17 protein-coding genes are annotated in these 19,833 nt (G+C 56.5%); 10 read left to right on the top strand and 7 right to left on the bottom strand.

From position 1 onward, the window contains the following. Positions 1-122: 122 nt before the first annotated feature. The 3 genes from ABNH10_RS02755 to tkt form a co-directional block, all read right to left on the bottom strand. Positions 123-1,286 carry a phosphoglycerate kinase gene (locus ABNH10_RS02755; RefSeq protein WP_349384654.1) on the bottom strand — a complete coding sequence of 388 codons (1,164 nt, stop codon included), beginning with the start codon at positions 1,284-1,286 and terminating at the stop codon, positions 123-125. A 67-nt stretch (positions 1,287-1,353) separates the two neighbouring features. Then, positions 1,354-2,388 (bottom strand): type I glyceraldehyde-3-phosphate dehydrogenase, encoded by a 1,035-nt coding sequence (locus tag ABNH10_RS02750; protein ID WP_349384653.1) that lies wholly within the window; start codon positions 2,386-2,388, stop codon positions 1,354-1,356. A 52-nt stretch (positions 2,389-2,440) separates the two neighbouring features. Beyond that, on the bottom strand, positions 2,441-4,444 hold the full coding sequence (gene tkt / locus ABNH10_RS02745) for a transketolase (protein WP_349384652.1): 2,004 nt from the start codon (positions 4,442-4,444) through the stop codon (positions 2,441-2,443). Between the two features lie 207 nt (positions 4,445-4,651). Here tkt and ABNH10_RS02740 point away from each other — a divergent pair, with 207 nt between their 5' ends. The 8 genes from ABNH10_RS02740 (at position 4,652) to ABNH10_RS02705 (ending at position 13,459) form a co-directional block, all read left to right on the top strand. Further along, positions 4,652-5,626, top strand: a complete 975-nt coding sequence (locus ABNH10_RS02740; protein WP_349384651.1) for a metalloregulator ArsR/SmtB family transcription factor — start codon at positions 4,652-4,654, stop codon at positions 5,624-5,626. Positions 5,627-5,705: 79 nt separating this feature from the next. Beyond that, entirely contained in the window at positions 5,706-6,854 is a 1,149-nt protein-coding gene (gene metK / locus ABNH10_RS02735) for a methionine adenosyltransferase (protein WP_349384650.1), read from the top strand. Between the two features lie 121 nt (positions 6,855-6,975). Further along, the gene (gene ahcY / locus ABNH10_RS02730) at positions 6,976-8,364 is read left to right on the top strand and encodes an adenosylhomocysteinase (RefSeq protein ID WP_349384649.1); all 1,389 of its coding nucleotides are present in this window, start codon (positions 6,976-6,978) and stop codon (positions 8,362-8,364) included. Between the two features lie 70 nt (positions 8,365-8,434). Further along, entirely contained in the window at positions 8,435-9,262 is an 828-nt protein-coding gene (gene metF / locus ABNH10_RS02725; protein ID WP_349384648.1) for a methylenetetrahydrofolate reductase [NAD(P)H], read from the top strand. A gap of 332 nt (positions 9,263-9,594) precedes the next feature. Beyond that, positions 9,595-10,062, top strand: coding sequence for an aminoacyl-tRNA deacylase (locus ABNH10_RS02720; RefSeq protein WP_349384647.1), 468 nt, complete (start codon positions 9,595-9,597; stop codon positions 10,060-10,062). 215 nt (positions 10,063-10,277) lie between these two features. Beyond that, entirely contained in the window at positions 10,278-11,771 is a 1,494-nt protein-coding gene (gene pyk / locus ABNH10_RS02715; protein ID WP_349384646.1) for a pyruvate kinase, read from the top strand. 299 nt (positions 11,772-12,070) lie between these two features. Next, the gene (locus ABNH10_RS02710) at positions 12,071-12,289 is read left to right on the top strand and encodes a hypothetical protein (protein ID WP_349384645.1); all 219 of its coding nucleotides are present in this window, start codon (positions 12,071-12,073) and stop codon (positions 12,287-12,289) included. A 15-nt stretch (positions 12,290-12,304) separates the two neighbouring features. Next, entirely contained in the window at positions 12,305-13,459 is a 1,155-nt protein-coding gene (locus ABNH10_RS02705; RefSeq protein WP_349384644.1) for a hypothetical protein, read from the top strand. 263 nt (positions 13,460-13,722) lie between these two features. On the opposite strand, the gene ABNH10_RS02700 is transcribed toward ABNH10_RS02705, so the two are convergent. Then, a complete protein-coding gene (locus ABNH10_RS02700) occupies positions 13,723-14,607 on the bottom strand; it encodes a LysR substrate-binding domain-containing protein (protein WP_349384643.1) in 885 nt (294 codons plus the stop codon). 101 nt (positions 14,608-14,708) lie between these two features. Here ABNH10_RS02700 and ABNH10_RS02695 point away from each other — a divergent pair, with 101 nt between their 5' ends. Both ABNH10_RS02695 and fghA read left to right on the top strand, forming a co-directional pair. Further along, positions 14,709-15,818 carry an S-(hydroxymethyl)glutathione dehydrogenase/class III alcohol dehydrogenase gene (locus tag ABNH10_RS02695; protein ID WP_035461558.1) on the top strand — a complete coding sequence of 370 codons (1,110 nt, stop codon included), beginning with the start codon at positions 14,709-14,711 and terminating at the stop codon, positions 15,816-15,818. A 78-nt stretch (positions 15,819-15,896) separates the two neighbouring features. Further along, the gene (fghA, locus tag ABNH10_RS02690) at positions 15,897-16,742 is read left to right on the top strand and encodes an S-formylglutathione hydrolase (protein ID WP_349384642.1); all 846 of its coding nucleotides are present in this window, start codon (positions 15,897-15,899) and stop codon (positions 16,740-16,742) included. 62 nt (positions 16,743-16,804) lie between these two features. Here fghA and ABNH10_RS02685 read toward each other — a convergent pair whose 3' ends face one another. The 3 genes from ABNH10_RS02685 to ABNH10_RS02675 form a co-directional block, all read right to left on the bottom strand. Next, the gene (locus ABNH10_RS02685) at positions 16,805-17,407 is read right to left on the bottom strand and encodes a glutathione S-transferase family protein (protein WP_349384641.1); all 603 of its coding nucleotides are present in this window, start codon (positions 17,405-17,407) and stop codon (positions 16,805-16,807) included. Positions 17,408-17,615: 208 nt separating this feature from the next. After that, positions 17,616-18,596, bottom strand: a complete 981-nt coding sequence (locus ABNH10_RS02680; RefSeq protein ID WP_349384640.1) for an NAD(P)H-dependent flavin oxidoreductase — start codon at positions 18,594-18,596, stop codon at positions 17,616-17,618. Between the two features lie 115 nt (positions 18,597-18,711). After that, positions 18,712-19,734 carry a helix-turn-helix domain-containing protein gene (locus ABNH10_RS02675; protein ID WP_349384639.1) on the bottom strand — a complete coding sequence of 341 codons (1,023 nt, stop codon included), beginning with the start codon at positions 19,732-19,734 and terminating at the stop codon, positions 18,712-18,714. Between the last annotated feature and the right edge of the window lie 99 nt (positions 19,735-19,833).

Here is a 19,833-nt window from a genome sequence, read left to right as displayed (position 1 = left end):
ATTATCCGTTTGCGATGCGCGCGCACCGCCTATGCTTCGTCCATTACAACCCGATACCAAAAACCAAACACCTAACGTACGGGTTGTCGTCAGGCCTTCGGCGTCGAGCATCGGGCTTTTTATCAATCCTTCGCCCGGGCTTCGAGCATAGCCACTGCCGGCAGCATCTTACCTTCCACGAACTCCAGGAAGGCACCACCACCGGTAGAGATGTAGCTAACCTTATCGGTAATGCCGTATTTATCCACCGCCGCCAGGGTGTCGCCACCGCCAGCAATGGAGAAAGCATCAGAATCGGCGATGGCCAGGGCCATTTCGCGAGTGCCTTCACCAAACTGATCAAATTCAAAAACGCCCACCGGGCCATTCCAAATAATGGTTTTGGCTTCTTTCATTAATGCCGCCACGATGTGAGCTGTTTGCGGGCCCACATCCAAAATCATGTCGTCGTCGGCCACGTCTTCCACTTTCTTGATAACAGCCTCGGCGGATTCAGAAAAAGCCTTGGCGGTAACCACATCCACCGGGATCGGGATGTGTACCTTCTCGGCAATTTTCTGTGCGGCAGGAATCAGGTCTTTTTCATACAAAGACTTACCCACCGGGTGCCCGGCAGCGGCCAGGAAGGTGTTGGCGATACCGCCACCAACCACCAACTGATCCACTTTATCCGACAACGATTCCAGCACTTCCAGCTTGGTGGACACCTTGGAGCCACCCACAATGGCCACCAGCGGTTTAGCCGGTGCGTCCAGCGCCTTGCCCAGGGCATCCAGCTCATTGGCCAGCAGCGGGCCGGCACATGCCACAGGCGCAAATTTGCCCACCCCATGGGTGGATGCCTGCGCCCGATGAGCCGTACCAAAGGCATCCATCACATAGATATCACACAGCGCTGCCATTTTTTGTGACAGTGCTTCGTCGTCTTTCTTTTCACCTTGATTGAAGCGAACGTTCTCACACAACACCACCTGACCCTCCGCCACCTCGACGCCGCCCAGCCAATCTTTCACCAGCGGTACATCACGGCCCAGCAGACCTCCCAGATGATCGGCCACCGGCTGCAGGGAAAATTCCTGCGCATACTCGCCTTCGGTGGGACGCCCCAGATGAGACATCAGCATCACCTTGGCGCCCGCCTTTAGCGCATGCTCAATGGTTGGCAACGAAGCACGGATACGCGCATCACTGGTGACCTTGCCGTCCTTCACCGGCACGTTCAGATCTTCACGGATCAGAACGCGTTTGCCTGCCAGATCCAGGTCGGTCATGCGTTTGAAGTTCATTTCGTTCCTACCTCATTAAATTCTGCCAAGCGCAACACGACTGACGCCGAACGCTAAAAGCAACACGTCAGGCACCCAGCTCGGAGTGTCCAGCCTTGTTCAAAGCTAATTCATTCACCCAGTCCAACAATCGGTTGGCATAACCCCATTCGTTATCGTACCAGGCCACTACTTGCACCATATCGCCCTGCACTCGGGTCTGAGTCACATCAACGATCGCGGACTCTGTACGGTGATTAAAATCCGCGCTGACCAGCGGCGCGTCATTGTAGCCAATCAGGCCCGCCGACACTGTTGCCTGTTGGTGTAGCCACTGATTAAGACTGTCTTCGTCCGGTGTCTGTTCCAAGCGCAAAGTCAGCTCCACCATAGCCACATTTAAGGTTGGCACCCGAATGGAGTCCCCATTAATGCGCCCGGCCAGCGCCGGCAATACCTGCTGTACCGCACCAATGGAGCTGCTGGTGGTGGGCACGATGTTCTGTGCTCCGGCCCGCCCCCGGCGCGGATCCCGATGGACATGATCCAGCAAGGTTTGATCCGAGGTGTAAGCATGGATTTCTTTCATCAATACCTGCTGAACACCATACTGTTGGTCTAGCCGCTGCAGCAGCGGAGCAATGCAGTGCGTAGTACAAGACGCCGCCGACAGCACCTGGCTGTCGTCACGAACGTCCTCATGATTGACGCCGTACACCACGATTTGATCCGCCTGATCGAAAGGCACCGCACCGATAATGACTTTTTTCGCACCGGCTTGTAGGTGACGAGACGCGCCCGCATGGCTGCGAAAATGCCCGGAGCACTCCAGCACCAAGTCGACCCCGAGCTTATCCCAAGGCAGCAATTCTGGCTGCGGTTGTTCCAGCAACATGGGCGCCTGTTTACCAATACGCAGCATCCCTTCAATCAACTCAGCCGGCTCCGCCAGCCGCCCATGGGTGGTGTCGTAACGCGTCAGGTACAACAAATCTTCCGGGCGACCCTTGTCGTTGATCGCCACCAACGTAAACGGCGCCTGCCAGCCTGCGCCTTCGCGCTCGGCCAGAGCACGGACAAAAGAGCGTCCAATACGGCCATAGCCATTAATGGCGATGCGCATTAGGCAGTGCTCCGAAACATCGTCAAACCTTCGGCATCAGGCACACGGCGTTTCATTTCAACAACGACTCCACTGCTTCCTGTACGGCTTCAGCGGTGATATTGAAGTGCTTGAATAAATCCCCCGCCGGGGCGGAAGCACCAAAGCTGTTCATGCCAATCACCTTGCCATCCAGCCCCACAAAGCGGAACCAGTAATCGGCAATGGCGGCTTCTACCGCGACCCGGGCGCGCACGTCGCTGGGCAACACACTGTTTTGGTACGCCTTGTCCTGGGCCAGAAATTCTTCCACGCAAGGCATGGACACCACGCGAATGTTTTTACCAGTGAGCGCGCTAGCCGCAATCACCGCCAGCTCCACTTCGGAACCGGTGGCAATAATGATCGCGTCCGGAGTGCCCTCGCCAGTTTGCGACAGGATGTAGCCACCTTTCTCGATCTCAGCCAGCTGTTCGCTGCCACGCTCCATGCAGGGCAGCCCCTGACGAGAGAAAATCAGTGCAGACGGACCATCCTGGCGCTGCACAGCCTTCTTCCAGGACACCGCCGACTCCACCGTGTCACAAGGGCGCCAGGTGCGCATGTTCGGGGTCAGGCGCAGGTTTGCCAGCTGTTCTATGGGCTGGTGAGTCGGGCCATCCTCGCCCAGCCCGATAGAATCGTGGGTATAAACCAAAATGTTCGGCTGGTGCATGATCGCCGCCATGCGCACTGCATTGCGGGCGTACTCCATAAAGACAAGGAAAGTGCCACCATAGGGGCGCAGGCCACCGTGCAGGCACAGGCCGTTCTGGATGGCGGTCATGCCGAATTCGCGCACGCCGTAGTGAATATAGTTGCCGCTGGCATCGTCTGCGGTAACCGATTTGCAGCCTTTCCAGATAGTGTTGTTGGAGCCGGCCAGGTCGGCAGAACCGCCAGCCAATTCTGGCAACAGCGGGCCGAAAGCATCCAGGGTATTCTGGCTGGCCTTGCGGGTCGCCACCTTATCGCCTTTTTCCTGACACTCACGGATATAGGCATCGGCTTGCTCGGCGAAATCCGCCGGCAGCTCGCTGGCCATGCGGCGCGTAAACTCAGCGGCCAGCTCCGGGTACGCAGCGTGATAAGCATCGAAACGCTGCTGCCACTCGCTCTGCGCTTTCGCGCCCGTCTCTTTGGCATCCCAGGCACTCTTGATGTCCGCGGGAATCTCGAACGAGCCGTGCTCCCAGCCCAGCGCTTTGCGGGTCAGGGTGATTTCGTCTTCGCCCAGGGCGGCACCGTGGGAGTCTTCCTTGCCCTGCTTATTCGGGCTACCGAAACCGATAATGGTTTTGCAGCAAATCAGCGTGGGCTGGGAGGTGTTGGCGCGGGCATTTTCCACCGCCACCATTATTTCTTCTGGGTTGTGGCCGTCGACATTAGGAATCACCTGCCAACCGTAAGCGCGGAAACGCTCTACGGTATCGTCGGTGAACCAGCCTTCCACTTCACCGTCGATGGAAATGCCATTGTCGTCGTAGAAGGCCACCAGCTTGCCCAGGCCCAAGGTGCCTGCCAGGGAGGCCACTTCGTGGGAGATCCCTTCCATCATGCAGCCATCACCCAGGAAGCAATAGGTGTTGTGATCAACAATAGTGTGTCCATCACGATTGAACTGCCCCGCTAGCATCTTCTCGGCCAGCGCCATGCCTACCGCATTGGCAAGCCCCTGCCCCAGCGGGCCAGTGGTGGTTTCGATACCCGGGGCGTCGCCGTATTCTGGGTGTCCCGCAGTGGGGCTACCCAACTGACGGAAGTTTTTGATGTCATCCAGGCTGACACCGTAACCGGTCAAGTGCAGCAGGCTGTAGAGCAGCATGGAGCCATGGCCATTGGAGAGCACAAAACGGTCGCGGTCGGCCCAGGTCGGGTCCGCCGGGTTGTGTCGTATGAAGCCGCGCCACAAAACTTCGGCGATATCCGCCATGCCCATGGGCGCACCGGGGTGCCCGGAGTTGGCTTTCTGTACCGCATCCATGCTCAGGGCACGGATAGCGTTGGCGAGTTCACGGCGGGCGGGTGCACTGGACATGCAGGGCTCCAAACTGGCTGGTGGCTGAAAAGGGGCGCTATTGTCCCTCAAGCCGATAACGCCTACAAGCCGCACGCCCCAGAGCACGCCGCTGCCTAGTTTCTGCATACCGCGTATGGGCCTGTTGCACGCAACGGGTCAAGCTGACACATAAACCTATATCAATTTATTTTGATTTAGTTTTTAGTTGCGCTAAACTGCGCCAACATGACTGCACTGGCCCCCTCTCCACCGGATGTTACCGACCGTCTGGCAGCCTTCCTCAAGGCCGCTGGTGACCCGCTGCGTCTGCAGGTGCTGCAGGTATTGGGGCAGAACAGCTTCGGCGTACTGGAGCTCTGCGAGATCATGGCCATGAAGCAGTCCGGCATGAGCCACCATCTAAAGGTGCTCACCAACGGCGGGCTGGTGGAAAAACGCCGCGAAGGCAATTCCATCTTTTACCGGCGCCGTCTGCCTCAGCCAAATAATGCGGAAGGCGCTCTTCACGGCGCCCTGCTCGAAAAGCTGGACAATGGAGCACTGGACATCCAAGTGGCAGGGCGGCTGGAGCAGGTGCAAAGCCAACGTGCGGAACAGAGCCGGGCTTTTTTTGCTCGCCACGGGGAAGCCGGAGACGATAAACAGGAGCTGATTGCCGACTACTCGCAATACGCCGAACAAGCCTTGGAACTATTGGTGCGCGCGTGCCCCCAAGGCGGTTCGGCCCTGGAGATCGGCCCCGGAGACGGGCGCTTTCTGCAGGAATTGTCACAACGGTTTGATACGGTAACCGGGCTGGACAACGCCGAGGCCATGCTGGCCCGAGCCCGCCAGCAACTGCAGGCGGCAGCGCTGAACAATGTGCAACTGCTCTGCGGCGAATGGCCTGCCAGCGCGGCAACCTTACCTGCGGCAAACGCGGTGGTACTGAACATGGTGTTGCACCATCTGCCCGCCCCGGCCAGCGCGATCCGCGCCGCCGCGGCACAATTGCAGGCCGGCGGCACCCTGCTGATCACCGACTTGTGTCGGCATGATCAGCACTGGGCCCACGAGGCTTGCGGTGATTTTTGGCTCGGCTTTGATGAAGCCGATCTAGTGGATTGGGCCGGCCGCGCCGGCCTTGAGTTGCAGGAAAGCCAGTTTCTGGCCCTGCGCAATGGTTTTCAGGTGCAGGTACGCACCTTCAGGAAGAGTTGAGCTTTACACTTTCAACTCATGTTTTTCGCGCCTATTGAAGGCAACGCAACGATCAATGAATCACGGGAGCACTCCAGTAATGAGTGAATATTCCATCTTTACCTCCGAATCCGTATCCGAAGGCCATCCGGATAAAATGGCTGACCAGATTTCGGATGCCATTCTGGATGCCATCATCAAAGATGACCCTCACGCCCGCGTGGCGGTGGAAACACTGGTAAAAACCGGCATGGCTGTGGTGGCCGGTGAAGTGCGCACCAATACCTATGTGGAATTGGAGGACATCGTTCGCCAAGTGATTCTGGATATCGGTTACGACAGCTCAGAAAAAGGCTTCGATGGGGCCAGCTGTGCGGTGCTCAACGGCATTGGCAAACAGTCCGCCGACATTGCTATCGGTGTAGACGAAGCGGAAGAGAAAGAAATGGGTGCCGGCGACCAGGGCTTGATGTTCGGCTTCGCCACCGACGAAACCGACACCCTGATGCCCGCGCCGGTGTACTACTCCCACCGCTTGGTGGAACGCCAGGCCGAGCTGCGCAAGAACGGCACCCTGCCCTGGTTGCGCCCAGACGCGAAAAGCCAGGTAACCCTGCGTTACGACAACGGCAAGCCGGTAGCCGTGGATGCGGTGGTGCTCTCCACCCAGCATTCTCCGGACATCAAGCTCGCGGATCTGCGTGAAGCGGTGATGGAAGAGATCATCAAGCCGGTGCTGCCCGAAGAGTGGCTGCACAAGGACACCCTGTACCACGTGAACCCCACCGGGATTTTCGTGATCGGTGGCCCCATGGGCGACTGCGGCCTCACCGGCCGCAAGATCATCGTCGATACTTACGGCGGCATGGCCCGCCACGGCGGCGGAGCCTTCTCCGGCAAGGACCCCTCCAAGGTGGACCGTTCCGCTGCTTATGCCGGTCGTTACGTGGCCAAGAACATTGTCGCCGCGGGCCTGGCCAGCAAGTGCGAAATCCAGGTGAGCTATGCCATTGGCGTGGCCGAGCCCACGTCCATCTCGGTGAACACTTTCGGCACCGGCAAAATTAGCGATACCGCCATTGTCGACCTGGTACGCGAACACTTTGATCTGCGCCCACGCGGCATTATTGAAATGCTCGACCTGCGCAAGCCGATCTATCGCCCCACTGCCAGTTACGGCCACTTCGGCCGCGAAGGCTTCAGCTGGGAAAAAACCGATAAAGCCGAAGCACTTAAAGCAGCACTTTAACGCTCCCCTGTACACAAAACACAGTATGCAGGACGCCTAAACACCTTGGGGCTCGCCACACAGCGAGCCGACTAGCACCACGTAATGCGTTTAGCATGTTACGTGCAAGCGGAGAAACAGAATGAACGCGAAAGCAGGCACCTTTACTGATTATAAAGTCGCGGATATTTCCCTGGCGAATTATGGCCGCTCAGAAATCCATATTGCCGAAACCGAAATGCCGGCACTCATCGCTATTCGTGAAAAATACCGTGCCGAGCAGCCGCTGAAAGGCGCCAAAGTTATTGGCTGCATTCACATGACCATTCAGACCGCCGTACTGATCGAAACCCTGGTTGCCCTGGGCGCCGAAGTACGCTGGTCCAGCTGTAACATCTTCTCCACCCAGGACCACGCCGCTGCCGCTATCGCTGCTGCCGGCGTTCCCGTGTTTGCCTGGAAAGGCGAAACCGAAGAAGAATACATGTGGTGCATTGAGCAGACCTGTCGCGACGGCAACGGTGAACTGTGGGAAGCCAACATGATTCTCGACGATGGCGGCGACCTGACCGGTTACATCCACGAAACCTACCCGGCCATGCTCGACAACATTCACGGCATCACCGAAGAAACCACCACGGGTGTACACCGTCTCTATGAAATGCTGAACAAAGGCACATTGAAAGTGCCCGCAGTGAACGTGAATGATTCTGTCACCAAGAGCAAAAACGACAACAAGTATGGCTGCCGCCACTCTCTGAACGATGCCATCAAGCGCGGCACCGACCACCTGTTGTCTGGCAAGAAAGCCCTGGTTATCGGTTACGGTGACGTGGGCAAGGGCTCCGCCCAATCCCTGCGTCAGGAAGGCATGATCGTGAAAGTCACCGAAGCCGATCCAATCTGCGCCATGCAGGCCTGCATGGACGGCTTTGAAGTGGTCAGCCAATACAAAGGTGGCATTAACGATGGCAGCGAAGCCTCCATCAACACCGACCTGCTAGGCAACACCGATCTGCTGGTGACCACCACCGGCAATTTCAATGTGTGCGACGCCAACATGCTCAAGGCGATCAAGAAAGGCGCCGTGGTCTGCAACATCGGTCACTTCGACAACGAAGTGGACACCGCCTTCATGCGCGAAACCTGGGAATGGGAAGAAGTAAAACCCCAAGTCCACAAGGTGTGGCGCAACAAGTCCGAAGGCGACTTCCTGCTGCTGCTCTCCGAAGGCCGCCTGGTCAACCTGGGTAACGCCACCGGTCACCCCAGCCGCATCATGGATGGCTCCTTCGCCAACCAGGTACTGGCGCAGATGTACCTGTTCGACCAGGGCTACGCCAACCACTCTGATGCCGTGAAAGAAAAAATGCTCAAGGTAGAAGTACTGCCCAAACAGCTGGATGAAGAAGTGGCGCGCTACATGGTAGAAGGCTTTGGTGGCGTGATCACCAAACTCAGCAAAGAGCAGGCTGAGTACATCGGCGTAGACGTGAACGGCCCCTACAAGCCCGAGCACTATAAGTATTAAACGCTGGCACGCCCCACGCATCATGCAACCCGCGTGGGGCGTGAGGTGTGCAGCATGAAGCGAGTTCCCAATGAAACGAATCAGTTTTGAATTCTTTCCGCCAAAAACCGACCAGGGGAAAGAGAAGCTACTGGCGACGCAGCAGAAACTGCTGGTCAAGGACCCGGAATTTTTTTCCTGCACCTTTGGTGCTGGTGGCTCCACCCGTGACAATACCCGCGACACCGTCAACAAGTTGCGCGAGCAACACGGCGACACCGCACCGCACCTGAGCTGCATTGGACAGAGCCGCGAAGAGATCCTGGAGTTGGTCAAGGGCTACAAGGAGGCGGGGGTGCAGCGCATCGTTGCCCTGCGTGGTGACTTACCTTCCGGTATGGGCTACGCCCAGAGCGAGATCAAATACGCCGACGAACTGGTGCAATTGATCCGCCAGGAAACCGGCGATCACTTCACTCTCGAAGTGGCAGCCTATCCGGAAATGCACCCCCAGGCTCGCAGCTTCGAAGACGACATCGCCCACTTTAAACGCAAGGTGGACGCGGGGGCCAACAGTGGCCTAACCCAGTATTTCTATAACGCAGATGCCTACGGCTATTATATGGATGCGTTACAGAAGATTGACTGTGACGCTCCTGTCTACCCCGGCATCATGCCCATTCTCAACGTGGCCAACCTGTTACGCTTTTCCAATACCTGTGGCGCCGATGTACCACGCTGGCTGCAAAGCAAGCTTAACGACATCAAGGATGATGACGCCGCAGTGAAAGCGTTCGGTGAAGAAGTTGTTACCCGCTTATGCGAACGGTTACTGGCCATGGGCGCACCGGGCTTGCACTTTTACACCATGAACCAAGCCGGCCCCAACCTTCGTATTCTCGACAATCTAGGGATGTGAAGAGGCACCGTTAGGCTTTACGCTACAACGCGGGCCGGGGGCGCGGCGCCACCTGCTACCCCCCCTGCCCGTGCAATGCAATTGAACGTTTAAAATAAAAATTGGAGAAGAAAACCCCGCAAATCGTGCCGGCCTTCCTTATTTATTCTTGCCGCGTGTAGCTAGACTTCTCTGCTATAAACATTAGCGCATATTCGTATTTCCCCTTCTACCCACCCCGTTTTACCCTTAACCAAACATACCGTCACGGAGCGTGTTTTCGCTTCAGCCACAAGCTGTTTTTAGCCCCCGCTCCCCGATCCCGGCCATCCTGTTCCGGGAGGAGGTTTATCATGCCCGCCCGCGCTCTGGCAGATTTTCTCGACAACAACAAGGTCAACTACCACTGCTACAACCACGCGCCCGCCGTTACCGCCTCTGAAGTAGCGCAATCCGCTCATATACCCGCCCGAAATATGGCCAAACCGGTGATTGTGGAGGCAGATGGCGAACTGGTTATGGCCGTACTCCCCGCCAACCACTATCTGGACTCGAACAAACTGCGCCAGGCCCTCAACGCCCATCACGTTAAGCTGGCCAACGAAGACCATTTCAAGAGCCGTTTCCCGCTTTGCGAACCCGGCGGCGAGCCCCCTTTCGGCAATCTGTACGGCATGAAGGTGTATGTGGACAACACCTTGCTCAGCGAAGACTGGCTGGCCTTCAATGCAGGCACACACACCGAAGTGATAACAATGGGCATGGGCAATTTTCTTCGTCTCAGCCAGGCGCAAGCCTGTGCCTTCGCCATGCTTCATTAAGGCGTCACTGGAAAGCCCCTTACATCGCCACCGGCGTCCCCTTTCCCCCGTTCGGCTGAACGGGGCTTTCTTTTCTTCCGTCGTCATACCATTCGCTTCAACAACCGCGGAGCAGCACCGGTATGCGAAGCACTGTTGAGAAATCATGCTGACACCACGAAGAACCTTGTAGACTGTCATCGTTCATTCGCTTCTGCGTGGTATGCTCATTCGAAATGATTGCCGGAAAGATACGCATGCCTCCTCGCACCTCTCAGCACCCGCTGCGCCGCACCAAAATTGTTGCCACCGTTGGCCCCGCCTCAGCCCCCCACTCCATGCTCGATACGCTGATTGGGGCGGGCGTTAATGTGTTTCGGCTGAACTTTTCCCACGGCACCGCAGACACCCATCGCGATACCGCCGAACAGATTCGCCATTGCGCCGAGCAACGCGGCGAACACGTAGCGATACTGGCCGACCTGCAAGGGCCTAAGATCCGCATTGGCTGCTTTCGCGACGGCCCCATCATGCTCACCGCCGGCCAACCCTTTACGCTTGATACTGCTCTGTCAGATGACGCAGGCGATACCGAGCAGGTGGGCGTCAGTTACCCACCACTACCCAGCGACTGTGAGCCCGGCGATATCCTGCTACTCAATGACGGCCTGCTGGAACTCGAAGTAAACACCATCAACCGCACCCGGGTGGAATGCACGGTTCGCGTGGGCGGTGAACTCTCGGATCATAAGGGCGTAAACCGCAAAGGTGGCGGTCTCAGTGCCCGCGCCCTTACCGAGAAAGACCTGGCGGATATCATCACCGCCGCCGACATGGAGGTGGATTTTCTCGCGCTATCCTTTCCCCGCGACGCGGAGGATGTAAACGAAGCACGCCGCCGTTATCAGGAAGCCGGCGGTAAAGGTGACATCATTGCCAAAATCGAACGCGCCGAAGCCGTGGCAGACGACGGCACCTTGGATGCCATTATCAATGCCTCCGACGGGGTGATGGTGGCGCGTGGCGATTTGGCCGTGGAAATTGGTGATGCGGAACTTGTCGGCGTGCAGAAGCACATCATCCGCCGGGCACGAGCATTAAATCGCTTCGTGATAACCGCCACCCAGATGATGGAATCCATGATCCACAGCCCACAACCCACCCGGGCAGAGGTCTCAGACGTAGCCAACGCAGTACTCGACGGCACCGACGCCGTCATGCTGTCAGCGGAAACCGCGGTCGGCGACTTTCCCAAAGAAACCGTACAGGCCATGGACCGGATCATCCTTGGCGCCGAACGTACCTGGCAGGAACGCAGGGCTGACCGGCCCATTAACGACAACGCCGACAACATTGACGAAGCGATCGCCATGGCCGCCATGCAGGCAGCCAACCGACTCAGCAACGTGGCCGCCATTATTGCCATGACGGAAACCGGCAACACCCCGCGGCTGATGTCTCGATTACGCTCTGGCATGCCCATCTACGCATTCACCCCCTACCCCTCCAGCCAGCGCCGGGTCGCCATTTTACGTGGCGTATATGCCATGCCCTTCGACAGTCACGCACTGGCTAGTGACACCGTCAACCGCAAAGCCGTGAGCATGTTGGAAGCCATGGGCGTAGTGCAGACTGGCGACCGGATACTGATCACCAAGGGCAATTATGCCGACGCCCACGGCGGCACCAATACACTGAAAATCGTCGAGGTCGGCAGTAACATTCAATAATTCTTTTGCGGAGCCTTCATGCCTTTCCCGCTGTGAAGGCTCCACACGCACATCTCACTTTGCACGGCACCCTAAAAAGCAAAACGCCCGCTCTGCCACACAAAACCGCAAGAAACTTTTCAGGAACGCCTTAGCTGTATGCTTGCACAGACAATCGCCGGCTCCACTGTGTGCAATAGGTTGCAACAGATAAAATGCTCCCCCCAACATTTTCTCAAGCGCCAGTCGAAAGCGGCTTTTCGGCAACAGTCATCCTTATTCTTTGCTGGCATAGTAACGCCTGAATTGAAGGAGGAACCATGTCTGACTCCATTAGTACCTTAAAGCAAAAAGGGTTGTCCGCCGATGCGCTCGCCTTTATTGGATCCCTGCCCGCAGATCAAGCCAACACGTTAGCTGATGCGGTGCTTGCCGCCTTGGCAAGCAAAGACGCTCGCGTAGAAAGAGCCATGAATAATGCTTTGAATGTCGTACCGGGGCCTTTTCGCCGGCCAGTCAAAAAAATGTTGTTCGGTTAAAGCTGGAGCATGAGCATGCATATTGAAACCCAAGCAGAGCTACTCAAACTGAGCCGATTACTGGAAACCGATGAAACAGACATGACGTTTCTAGAGGGCCAGGATCTAACGTCCCTGGCTGCATTCCGCACCCGTATTTCCAGCTTTTTTTATCAGCAACATCAGGATAGCTATCAACGGTTGGCAGGCATCAGCAAACTGGTCCCCACCGGCGCCAGCGCCAAGTTGGCCACCACCGTGCTCGGCTCGGTATTGGCGGCGGGCATTGCATCCGAGCTACCCGCCGACCGCGCTATCAAGCTAGCGGACAAACTACCCAACGACTTTCTCGCCAAGCTATGCATCCACCTTGAGCCGACATATTCTCGCGCTCTGCTGGCCGCCATGCCCGACAAAATTGTTGCCACTGTGGCCAAATCATTACTGGCCATGAATGAACACATCACCCTTGCCCGCTTTGTAAACGTGATTCAACCCTCTGCATTGAAAGCGGTTACCGCTTCGGTAGAGGATGGCGAAGCCATGGTGAAAATTTCGCTGTATCTAGAAGATAAGAGCACGCTCAATACTTTGCTCGGTTTACTCAGTGAAACCCAGCAACGCGCTACATTGAAAGCGGCCACCGATCATGAATTATGGCCCGCTGTGCTGTCACTTAACGGCCATTTGAATACTCAGCTTCGCGGCCAAATGGGGAACTTGGTGGCCGAGCAAGGCGAAACCGTACTCAGCCATATTATCGATGTGGCCAGTGAGCAACGCCTGTGGACCAATCTATTACAGGCTGTTAACGCCATGGATAATGCGCATCAACAAACTGTGGTCAACGTGCCCAAGTTACGTGAAGACACTATTATAGAAAGCCTTATCACCACCGTGGCCGAAGAAAATAGCTGGGACGAGCTACTTCCTTTGTTCTCGCTACTGGACCACGCCCACCTAACGCCAGCGCTAGAGGTGCTCACCGAGCGTCAACCCCAGGCCCTGAACCAAGCACTACGCCAAGCTCACGACAGCAGCCTGCTGGGGCTGTTTGGGCATTTGCCCGAGGATCAGTTACCCCAAGTTGCTAAAGCCATTCAAAGCCAGGGAACGGATAACTGGACGGCCTTTGTTGCTCGCAATGGCGATGCCCACGAAATCGAAGCGCTGAAAGCACAGATAGCATAACCCAAAAATGCTGAGGCAATGCCTCGGCATTCCTTTATTCGGTGCTTGCGAATTACTGGGGCAAGTCATCATCAATAGCCCACCAGTTACAGGCTGAATCCGTGACTCACCCGGTTTACTTTGATAACCAACCATCCACCGGTGAATCACACTCACGGCAGAACACCGGTTGCTTGTCCAGCGGGCTCATTTCAAATGCAATACCGCCGCAAAAATAACTTTCTGCGTGCATATTTATCCCGTTTTACTTTACACCCCTGGATTCAACTCACTTCTCCACGCCCCATCTCCTCCACCAAAAAATCCACACACTGGCGCACCTTCGGCGACAAATGCCGATGGCGAGGATAAACAACCCACACGGCGGTATGCGTGCAGGCGTACTGATCCAGCACCGGCACCAACTGACCACACGCCAGGTCTTCCTCCACATAATAATCCGGTAATTGCGCCAGCCCGATGCCCTTGCGAGCCGCATCCAGCAAGGCCGCCCCAGAATTGCCTTTCCAGTTTCCCTGGACCTTGCTGTGGCGATGCTGGCCGTCCACATCAAAGGTCCACTGCTCCGACGAGCCCTGCAGACAATTATGACCGCTTAATCCCCCCAACGTATGCGGGCGAGCATGGCGAGAAAAATAGTCCGGCGAGCCCACCACATATTCCCGTCGCGGGCAGAGCTTACGCGCAATCAGCGAGGAATCCGGCAAGGCCCCGGTGCGAATGGCCACATCGAAACCTTCATCCACGATGTCCACCCGCCGGTTGGTGAAATCCAGCTGCACAGATAATTGCGGGTGACGCGCCAGAAAGTCATTCACCAACGGCGCGATGAAACGCTCGCCAAAAGTGGTGGCGCAGGTCAGCCGCAACACCCCGGTGGGCTGTTGCTGGAAATCACTGATCGCATTCAGCGCCTCCTGAAATCCATCAAACAATTGGCAGCAATGCTCGAAATAGACCGTGCCCGCATCCGTGAGCGTTAACCGCCGGGTGGTGCGATACAAAAGCTGCGTCCCCAGCTGGGTTTCCAGCCGCGCCACCAACCGGCTCACATGGGAGCTGGACACGCCCAAGTGCCGGGCGGCCCGTGCAAATGAGCCACCACGCACCACCTCCACAAAGGCCTCAATCCGGTCCCAATGCTGCATTGTTGCTCCTGAGCAATAATCTATTGCTGAATTGTGCCTTATTTCCCTATTGCATACCCAGTAGACTCAATGCTCGTTTAATTATGATCTGGAGACAGGGTATGAAATCGCGCGCCGCCGTGGCCTGGGAAGCAGGTAAACCTTTGGTTATCGAAGAAGTCGATGTGGCCGGCCCCAAGGCCGGCGAAGTGCTGGTACAGATCGTCGCCACCGGCGTCTGCCACACCGATGCCTACACCCTGTCCGGGAAAGATCCGGAAGGTCTATTCCCCTCCATCTTCGGCCATGAAGGCGCCGGCATCGTCCAGGAAGTGGGCGAAGGCGTCACCAGCCTGAAACCCGGTGACCATGTAATTCCGCTCTACACCGCCGAATGTCGCAAGTGTAAATTCTGCCTCAGCGGCAAGACCAACCTGTGCCAGGCCGTGCGTGCCACCCAAGGCAAGGGCCTAATGCCCGATAGCACCAGCCGCTTCTCTCTGAACGGCAAACTGCTGCACCATTACATGGGCACCAGCACCTTTTCTGAATACACCGTGGTGCCGGAAATTTCCCTAGCCAAGGTGAGCAAAGAAGCCCCGCTGGATAAAATCTGCCTGCTCGGCTGCGGGGTCACCACCGGTATTGGTGCCGTTCTTAATACCGCCAAGGTAGAAGCCGGCTCCACCGTGGCCGTATTCGGGCTCGGCGGCATCGGCTTGTCGGTGATTCAAGGCGCGGTGATGGCCAAGGCAGAGCGTATTATTGCCATCGACACCAACCCGGGCAAAGAAACCCTGGCGCGGCAATTTGGCGCCACCGACTTCATCAATCCCAAGGATTACAACGACTCTATTCAAGAAGTGATTGTCGAGCTCACCGACGGTGGCGTGGACTATTCCTTCGAGTGCATCGGCAATGTCAACGTGATGCGGTCTGCTCTGGAGTGCTGCCACAAAGGGTGGGGTGAATCCATTATTATTGGCGTAGCCGGTGCCGGTGAAGAAATCTCCACTCGCCCGTTCCAGCTGGTAACCGGTCGAGTCTGGAAAGGCTCTGCCTTCGGCGGCGTTAAAGGCCGCACAGAGCTGCCCGGTTATGTGGATCGTTACATGAAAGGCGAAATCAAGATTGATGAATTCGTTACCCACACCATGGGCCTGGAAGACATCAATACCGCCTTCGACCTACTTCACGAAGGCAAGAGCATTCGGTCCGTCATTCTTTTCTAGCCTTTACTGTGGCAGCCAGCCTGCTGGTGAAAATCGCTTGCAGGCGAGCTTCCACTACCGTTTTAGAGGGGTTGCCTCATGTCCGATATCGAACTGGTTTCTGCCACTAAATCCTTTGGTGGCTGGTTGAAACGCTATAAACATCACAGCCAGGCACTCAACTGCGAAATGATCTTTGCCCTCTACCTGCCTCCGGCAGCGGAGGGCAATGATGTGCCGCTACTGTGGTGGCTGTCCGGGCTAACCTGCACCGATGAAAATTTCATGCAGAAAGCCGGCGCTCACAGAACTGCAGCCGAACTGGGGCTGGCCATTGTTTGTCCGGATACCAGCCCGCGGGGCACAGACCTACCCGGTGAACACGACAGCTACGACTTTGGTTCCGGTGCCGGCTTCTATGTAAATGCCACCCAGTCGCCCTGGAGCCAGCACTACCGCATGTACGATTATGTAACGGAAGAATTGCCCGCGCTGGTTCAGGAACATTTCCCCCTCAACGGCAAGCAGGCCATCAGTGGTCATTCCATGGGCGGCCACGGCGCCCTGGTCTGTGCGCTGAAAAACCCCGGCCGCTACACCTCAGTGTCGGCCTTTGCCCCGATCTGCAACCCCAGCCAATGCCCATGGGGCGAAAAAGCCCTAGGCGGCTATTTGGGTGAAGACAAGGAACGCTGGAAAGCGTGGGATAGCTGCGAGCTACTCAAACGCAACGGCAGCCCGCTGCCGTTAATGGTAGATCAAGGAGATGCGGATAATTTCTACCGCGACGGCCAGCTTCGTCCGGAAGCGTTAAGCGCCGTCTGCGAAGAAGCCGGCGTACCAATCACCCTGCGCATGCAGCCCGGTTACGACCACTCCTATTTCTTTATCGCCAGCTTTATAGATGATCACCTCAGATACCACTTTTATCACTTAAGCCAGTAAGGCTGCCATGGCAAGGCGACAGCAGGGTCGCCTTGTCAGTTTTATCCTTTTATCCATTATACTTACGCCACCATGGAGACAAAGCCTGGTTCTGCTTTGACGCGGGTCAGCCAAGCTCTAATCGAAGGGTAATCCTTTAACGAAAAGCCGCCCTGATCTGCAACATGGGTATAGGCGAACAAGGCGATATCAGCAATGGAATAATCTGTACCGACAAAAAAATCCTGTCGTTGCAAATGCAGCTCCATGATCGCCAACGCTTCATAACCTTTTTGTTGTTTTTCTTTCAAGCCTTGCGCATATTTCTCAGCCTCCCCCAGCACATGCAACCAATAACGGGAAGTCGCAATATTGGGTTCATGGTTGTATTGCTCGAAAAACATCCACTGCAAAACTTGCGCTTGCTCAAAAGCATCATCAGGCATCAGCTGGCTGTCTCTCGCCAGATACCAAAGCGCCGCATTGGATTCCGGCAAGACTCTGCCATCCGGGGTCACCAGCACGGGGATACGCCCATTGGGGTTGATAGCCAAGAAGTCGGCGTGCCGGGTTTCTCCTTGAGTAATATTTTTTTCCACACGCTCAAAAGGCACATTGAGTTGCGCCATGGCCAAGCGCAACTTGTAACAATTTCCTGAAGAGGAAAACTCATAAAGACGATACACATCCGTTCCTTCTGATAATAGAAAACTCAATGGCGAATGATCATAGCCAGAAAGCGAAGCAGCGAAATTACCTTTATGCAAGCAAGCAGGCATGCAACCCTTTCGCCCAGCCCTACCGGCCTACTCCCTGCCCTCCATGGCGGCATAAAAAGCCAGAGCATCGCCCTGGCTTTGGGCTAACCGAAACGTTACATCCTTTCGAAATTGGCTAGCCATTCATTATGTCTGCCAGGCGCCGATTAATGGTTCCGGTACATTCGCTGATGATGTCATCAATGATTTCCGCACAGCTCGGGTAGCTATCGATCAGGCCCTGCACCATACCGGACGTCCAGATACCGCCATCGATTTCACCGGAGGTGAGGGCTGCCTTGCCTTTCACGCCGGCAACCAGATCCACGATATAGTCGAACTTCATGTCCTGACCTTTTTCACGCTCAATTTCATTGACCTTGGTCGCCACCTTGTTCTTGTAAACACGGGCGGTATTTTTGAGCGGGCGGAAAATCAAAGCGGTATCCAGTTCGGATGCCTCAGCAATGGCGCGCTTCATGTTTTCATGCACTGGCGCTTCCTTGGAAGCCAGGAAACGGGTACCCATATTGATGCCATCCGCACCCAGCGCCAGGCAAGCGGCCATCTGCGCACCGGTGCCAATACCGCCGGAAGCAAGCATCGGAATTTTCAGAACACGGGCCGCTGCGGGCAACAAAACCAGATTGGGAATATCGTCTTCACCCGGGTGGCCGGCACATTCGAAGCCATCCACGGACACCGCATCCACACCCACTTTTTCTGACTTGATTGCATGGCGGACAGAGGTGCATTTATGCACCACCTTTACGCCATACTCTTTGAATAGTGGTATGTGCGGTTCAGGGTTACGGCCTGCGGTCTCTACCACCGTGATGCCGTTTTCACAGACCACCCGTGCGTATTCATCGTAGGGCACCGGTTTGATCGTCGGCAGGATCGTCAGGTTCACCCCGAACGGCTTGTCGGTCATTTCCTTACAGCGCTTGATTTCCTTTTCCAGCTCTTCCGGCGTCGGCTGCGTGAGTGCAGTGATAATCCCCAAGCCGCCGGCGTTAGACACCGCACTAGCCAGCTCGGCATAACCCACATTCTGCATGCCGCCCTGAACGATCGGATACTGAATGCCCAACAAATCGGTAATACGCGTTTTCATCGATGTTCCTCTCTCAGAATGTTTGCCCGCACAAGCCAACCCGGCTACAGAAACTGGAAGCACAACATTCATGGCTTGTTATGTATTGCGCTTGCCACTAAACGATGCCACCACGCTACACCGGATTTTCTGGTTTGTATGCCTCCCCAGCCTCCTTCCGGGTACGCGCCGGCGTCGTACCCGTCCAGCGCCGGTAGGCACGACTGAAAGCACTGTGTTCGGAAAACCCCAACAACAGGGCAATATCCCCCAAGGTCAGCGACCGGTCTGCCAGGTAATGGCGCGCCAACTGCTCGCGAGTACGATCCAGCAACGCTCGCCAGGTTAATTGCCTCTGCGTAAGGCGCCGCTGCAGCGTCCGCACAGACATATGCAGCTCAGCGGCCAGCCGCGGCAAGGTCACTGCCGCTTCCAGCATTAACCTCACCATGGCGTGTTGCAGTGCCCGATCAAAACTATCGGACCCCGGCAACGCCGACAGCATGGCCTGGGCTTGCCGGTCCAGCAGGCTACGCATGCTCGGGTCGCTGTGCGGCAAGGCAATGGCGAGAAAATGCACAGGAAAGGCCACGCAAGTATGTGCTTGTTCAAACACCACTTCACAACCAAAGAAAGCCTCATACGCTGCCCGAACCGGCGCTGCGGGGCCGGCAAAGGCGAACGCTACCTGGGCCGGCACCGGGGGGGCGTCCACTTGCCGGCGTAGAAAGCTGATCAACGCCGCTATGGCGACGCTATCCGCCAGCTCCCCAGTGGTATTTTCGCCGGGCCAACGCACCAATATCTGACCGCCTTCCCCCACCACCTCCACCATGTCCTGGCCGTAGAACAGGGTTTCATAGCGCTGGTAGGCGAGCATGGCCTCGCCCAGGGTCCGGCAGGTGAGAATCAGATACCCCAACATACCCACATGGCGAGGCTGTATTAGAGCGCCAATTTCCAGCCCTGGCGCCAGCCGCTCCGGTCGCAACGCCACCGCCTGCTGCAATAAATCCCGCCACAACGGCAGCGGCACCAGATCCGCAGGGGATCGGCTGTCCAGCACGGTTCGTAATGCCGGCGCCGGCAGGTTTTCTCGATCAAGCCAGTCCGTGAGCAGTTGCACCCAAGCACCGGTAACGCGCATGGCGGTGGCCATGGAATCTCCTTGTCGAGGACATTGTCTGTTATGGCATGAATTGTCAAAAATACGGCATGGATCGTCAATACAAAGATCAGGGTCTAGCCCACACTGGCA

The sequence above is a fragment of the Alcanivorax sp. genome (assembly GCF_040119285.1).
In the GTDB taxonomy this organism is placed as follows: domain Bacteria; phylum Pseudomonadota; class Gammaproteobacteria; order Pseudomonadales; family Alcanivoracaceae; genus Alcanivorax.
The sequence above is the reverse complement of the archived record's forward strand: the minus strand, read 5'-3'. Positions and strand labels throughout refer to the sequence as shown.

Excerpts from the sequence above, each read along its gene's own strand:
- ABNH10_RS02755 (WP_349384654.1), bottom strand. The coding sequence starts at position 1,286 with ATGAACTTCAAACGCATGACCGACCTGGATCTGGCAGGCAAACGCGTT.
- ABNH10_RS02750 (WP_349384653.1), bottom strand. The coding sequence starts at position 2,388 with ATGCGCATCGCCATTAATGGCTATGGCCGTATTGGACGCTCTTTTGTC.
- tkt (WP_349384652.1), bottom strand. The coding sequence starts at position 4,444 with ATGTCCAGTGCACCCGCCCGCCGTGAACTCGCCAACGCTATCCGTGCC.
- ABNH10_RS02740 (WP_349384651.1), top strand. The coding sequence starts at position 4,652 with ATGACTGCACTGGCCCCCTCTCCACCGGATGTTACCGACCGTCTGGCA.
- metK (WP_349384650.1), top strand. The coding sequence starts at position 5,706 with ATGAGTGAATATTCCATCTTTACCTCCGAATCCGTATCCGAAGGCCAT.
- ahcY (WP_349384649.1), top strand. The coding sequence starts at position 6,976 with ATGAACGCGAAAGCAGGCACCTTTACTGATTATAAAGTCGCGGATATT.
- metF (WP_349384648.1), top strand. The coding sequence starts at position 8,435 with ATGAAACGAATCAGTTTTGAATTCTTTCCGCCAAAAACCGACCAGGGG.
- ABNH10_RS02720 (WP_349384647.1), top strand. The coding sequence starts at position 9,595 with ATGCCCGCCCGCGCTCTGGCAGATTTTCTCGACAACAACAAGGTCAAC.
- pyk (WP_349384646.1), top strand. The coding sequence starts at position 10,278 with ATGATTGCCGGAAAGATACGCATGCCTCCTCGCACCTCTCAGCACCCG.
- ABNH10_RS02710 (WP_349384645.1), top strand. The coding sequence starts at position 12,071 with ATGTCTGACTCCATTAGTACCTTAAAGCAAAAAGGGTTGTCCGCCGAT.
- ABNH10_RS02705 (WP_349384644.1), top strand. The coding sequence starts at position 12,305 with ATGCATATTGAAACCCAAGCAGAGCTACTCAAACTGAGCCGATTACTG.
- ABNH10_RS02700 (WP_349384643.1), bottom strand. The coding sequence starts at position 14,607 with ATGCAGCATTGGGACCGGATTGAGGCCTTTGTGGAGGTGGTGCGTGGT.
- ABNH10_RS02695 (WP_035461558.1), top strand. The coding sequence starts at position 14,709 with ATGAAATCGCGCGCCGCCGTGGCCTGGGAAGCAGGTAAACCTTTGGTT.
- fghA (WP_349384642.1), top strand. The coding sequence starts at position 15,897 with ATGTCCGATATCGAACTGGTTTCTGCCACTAAATCCTTTGGTGGCTGG.
- ABNH10_RS02680 (WP_349384640.1), bottom strand. The coding sequence starts at position 18,596 with ATGAAAACGCGTATTACCGATTTGTTGGGCATTCAGTATCCGATCGTT.
- ABNH10_RS02675 (WP_349384639.1), bottom strand. The coding sequence starts at position 19,734 with ATGGCCACCGCCATGCGCGTTACCGGTGCTTGGGTGCAACTGCTCACG.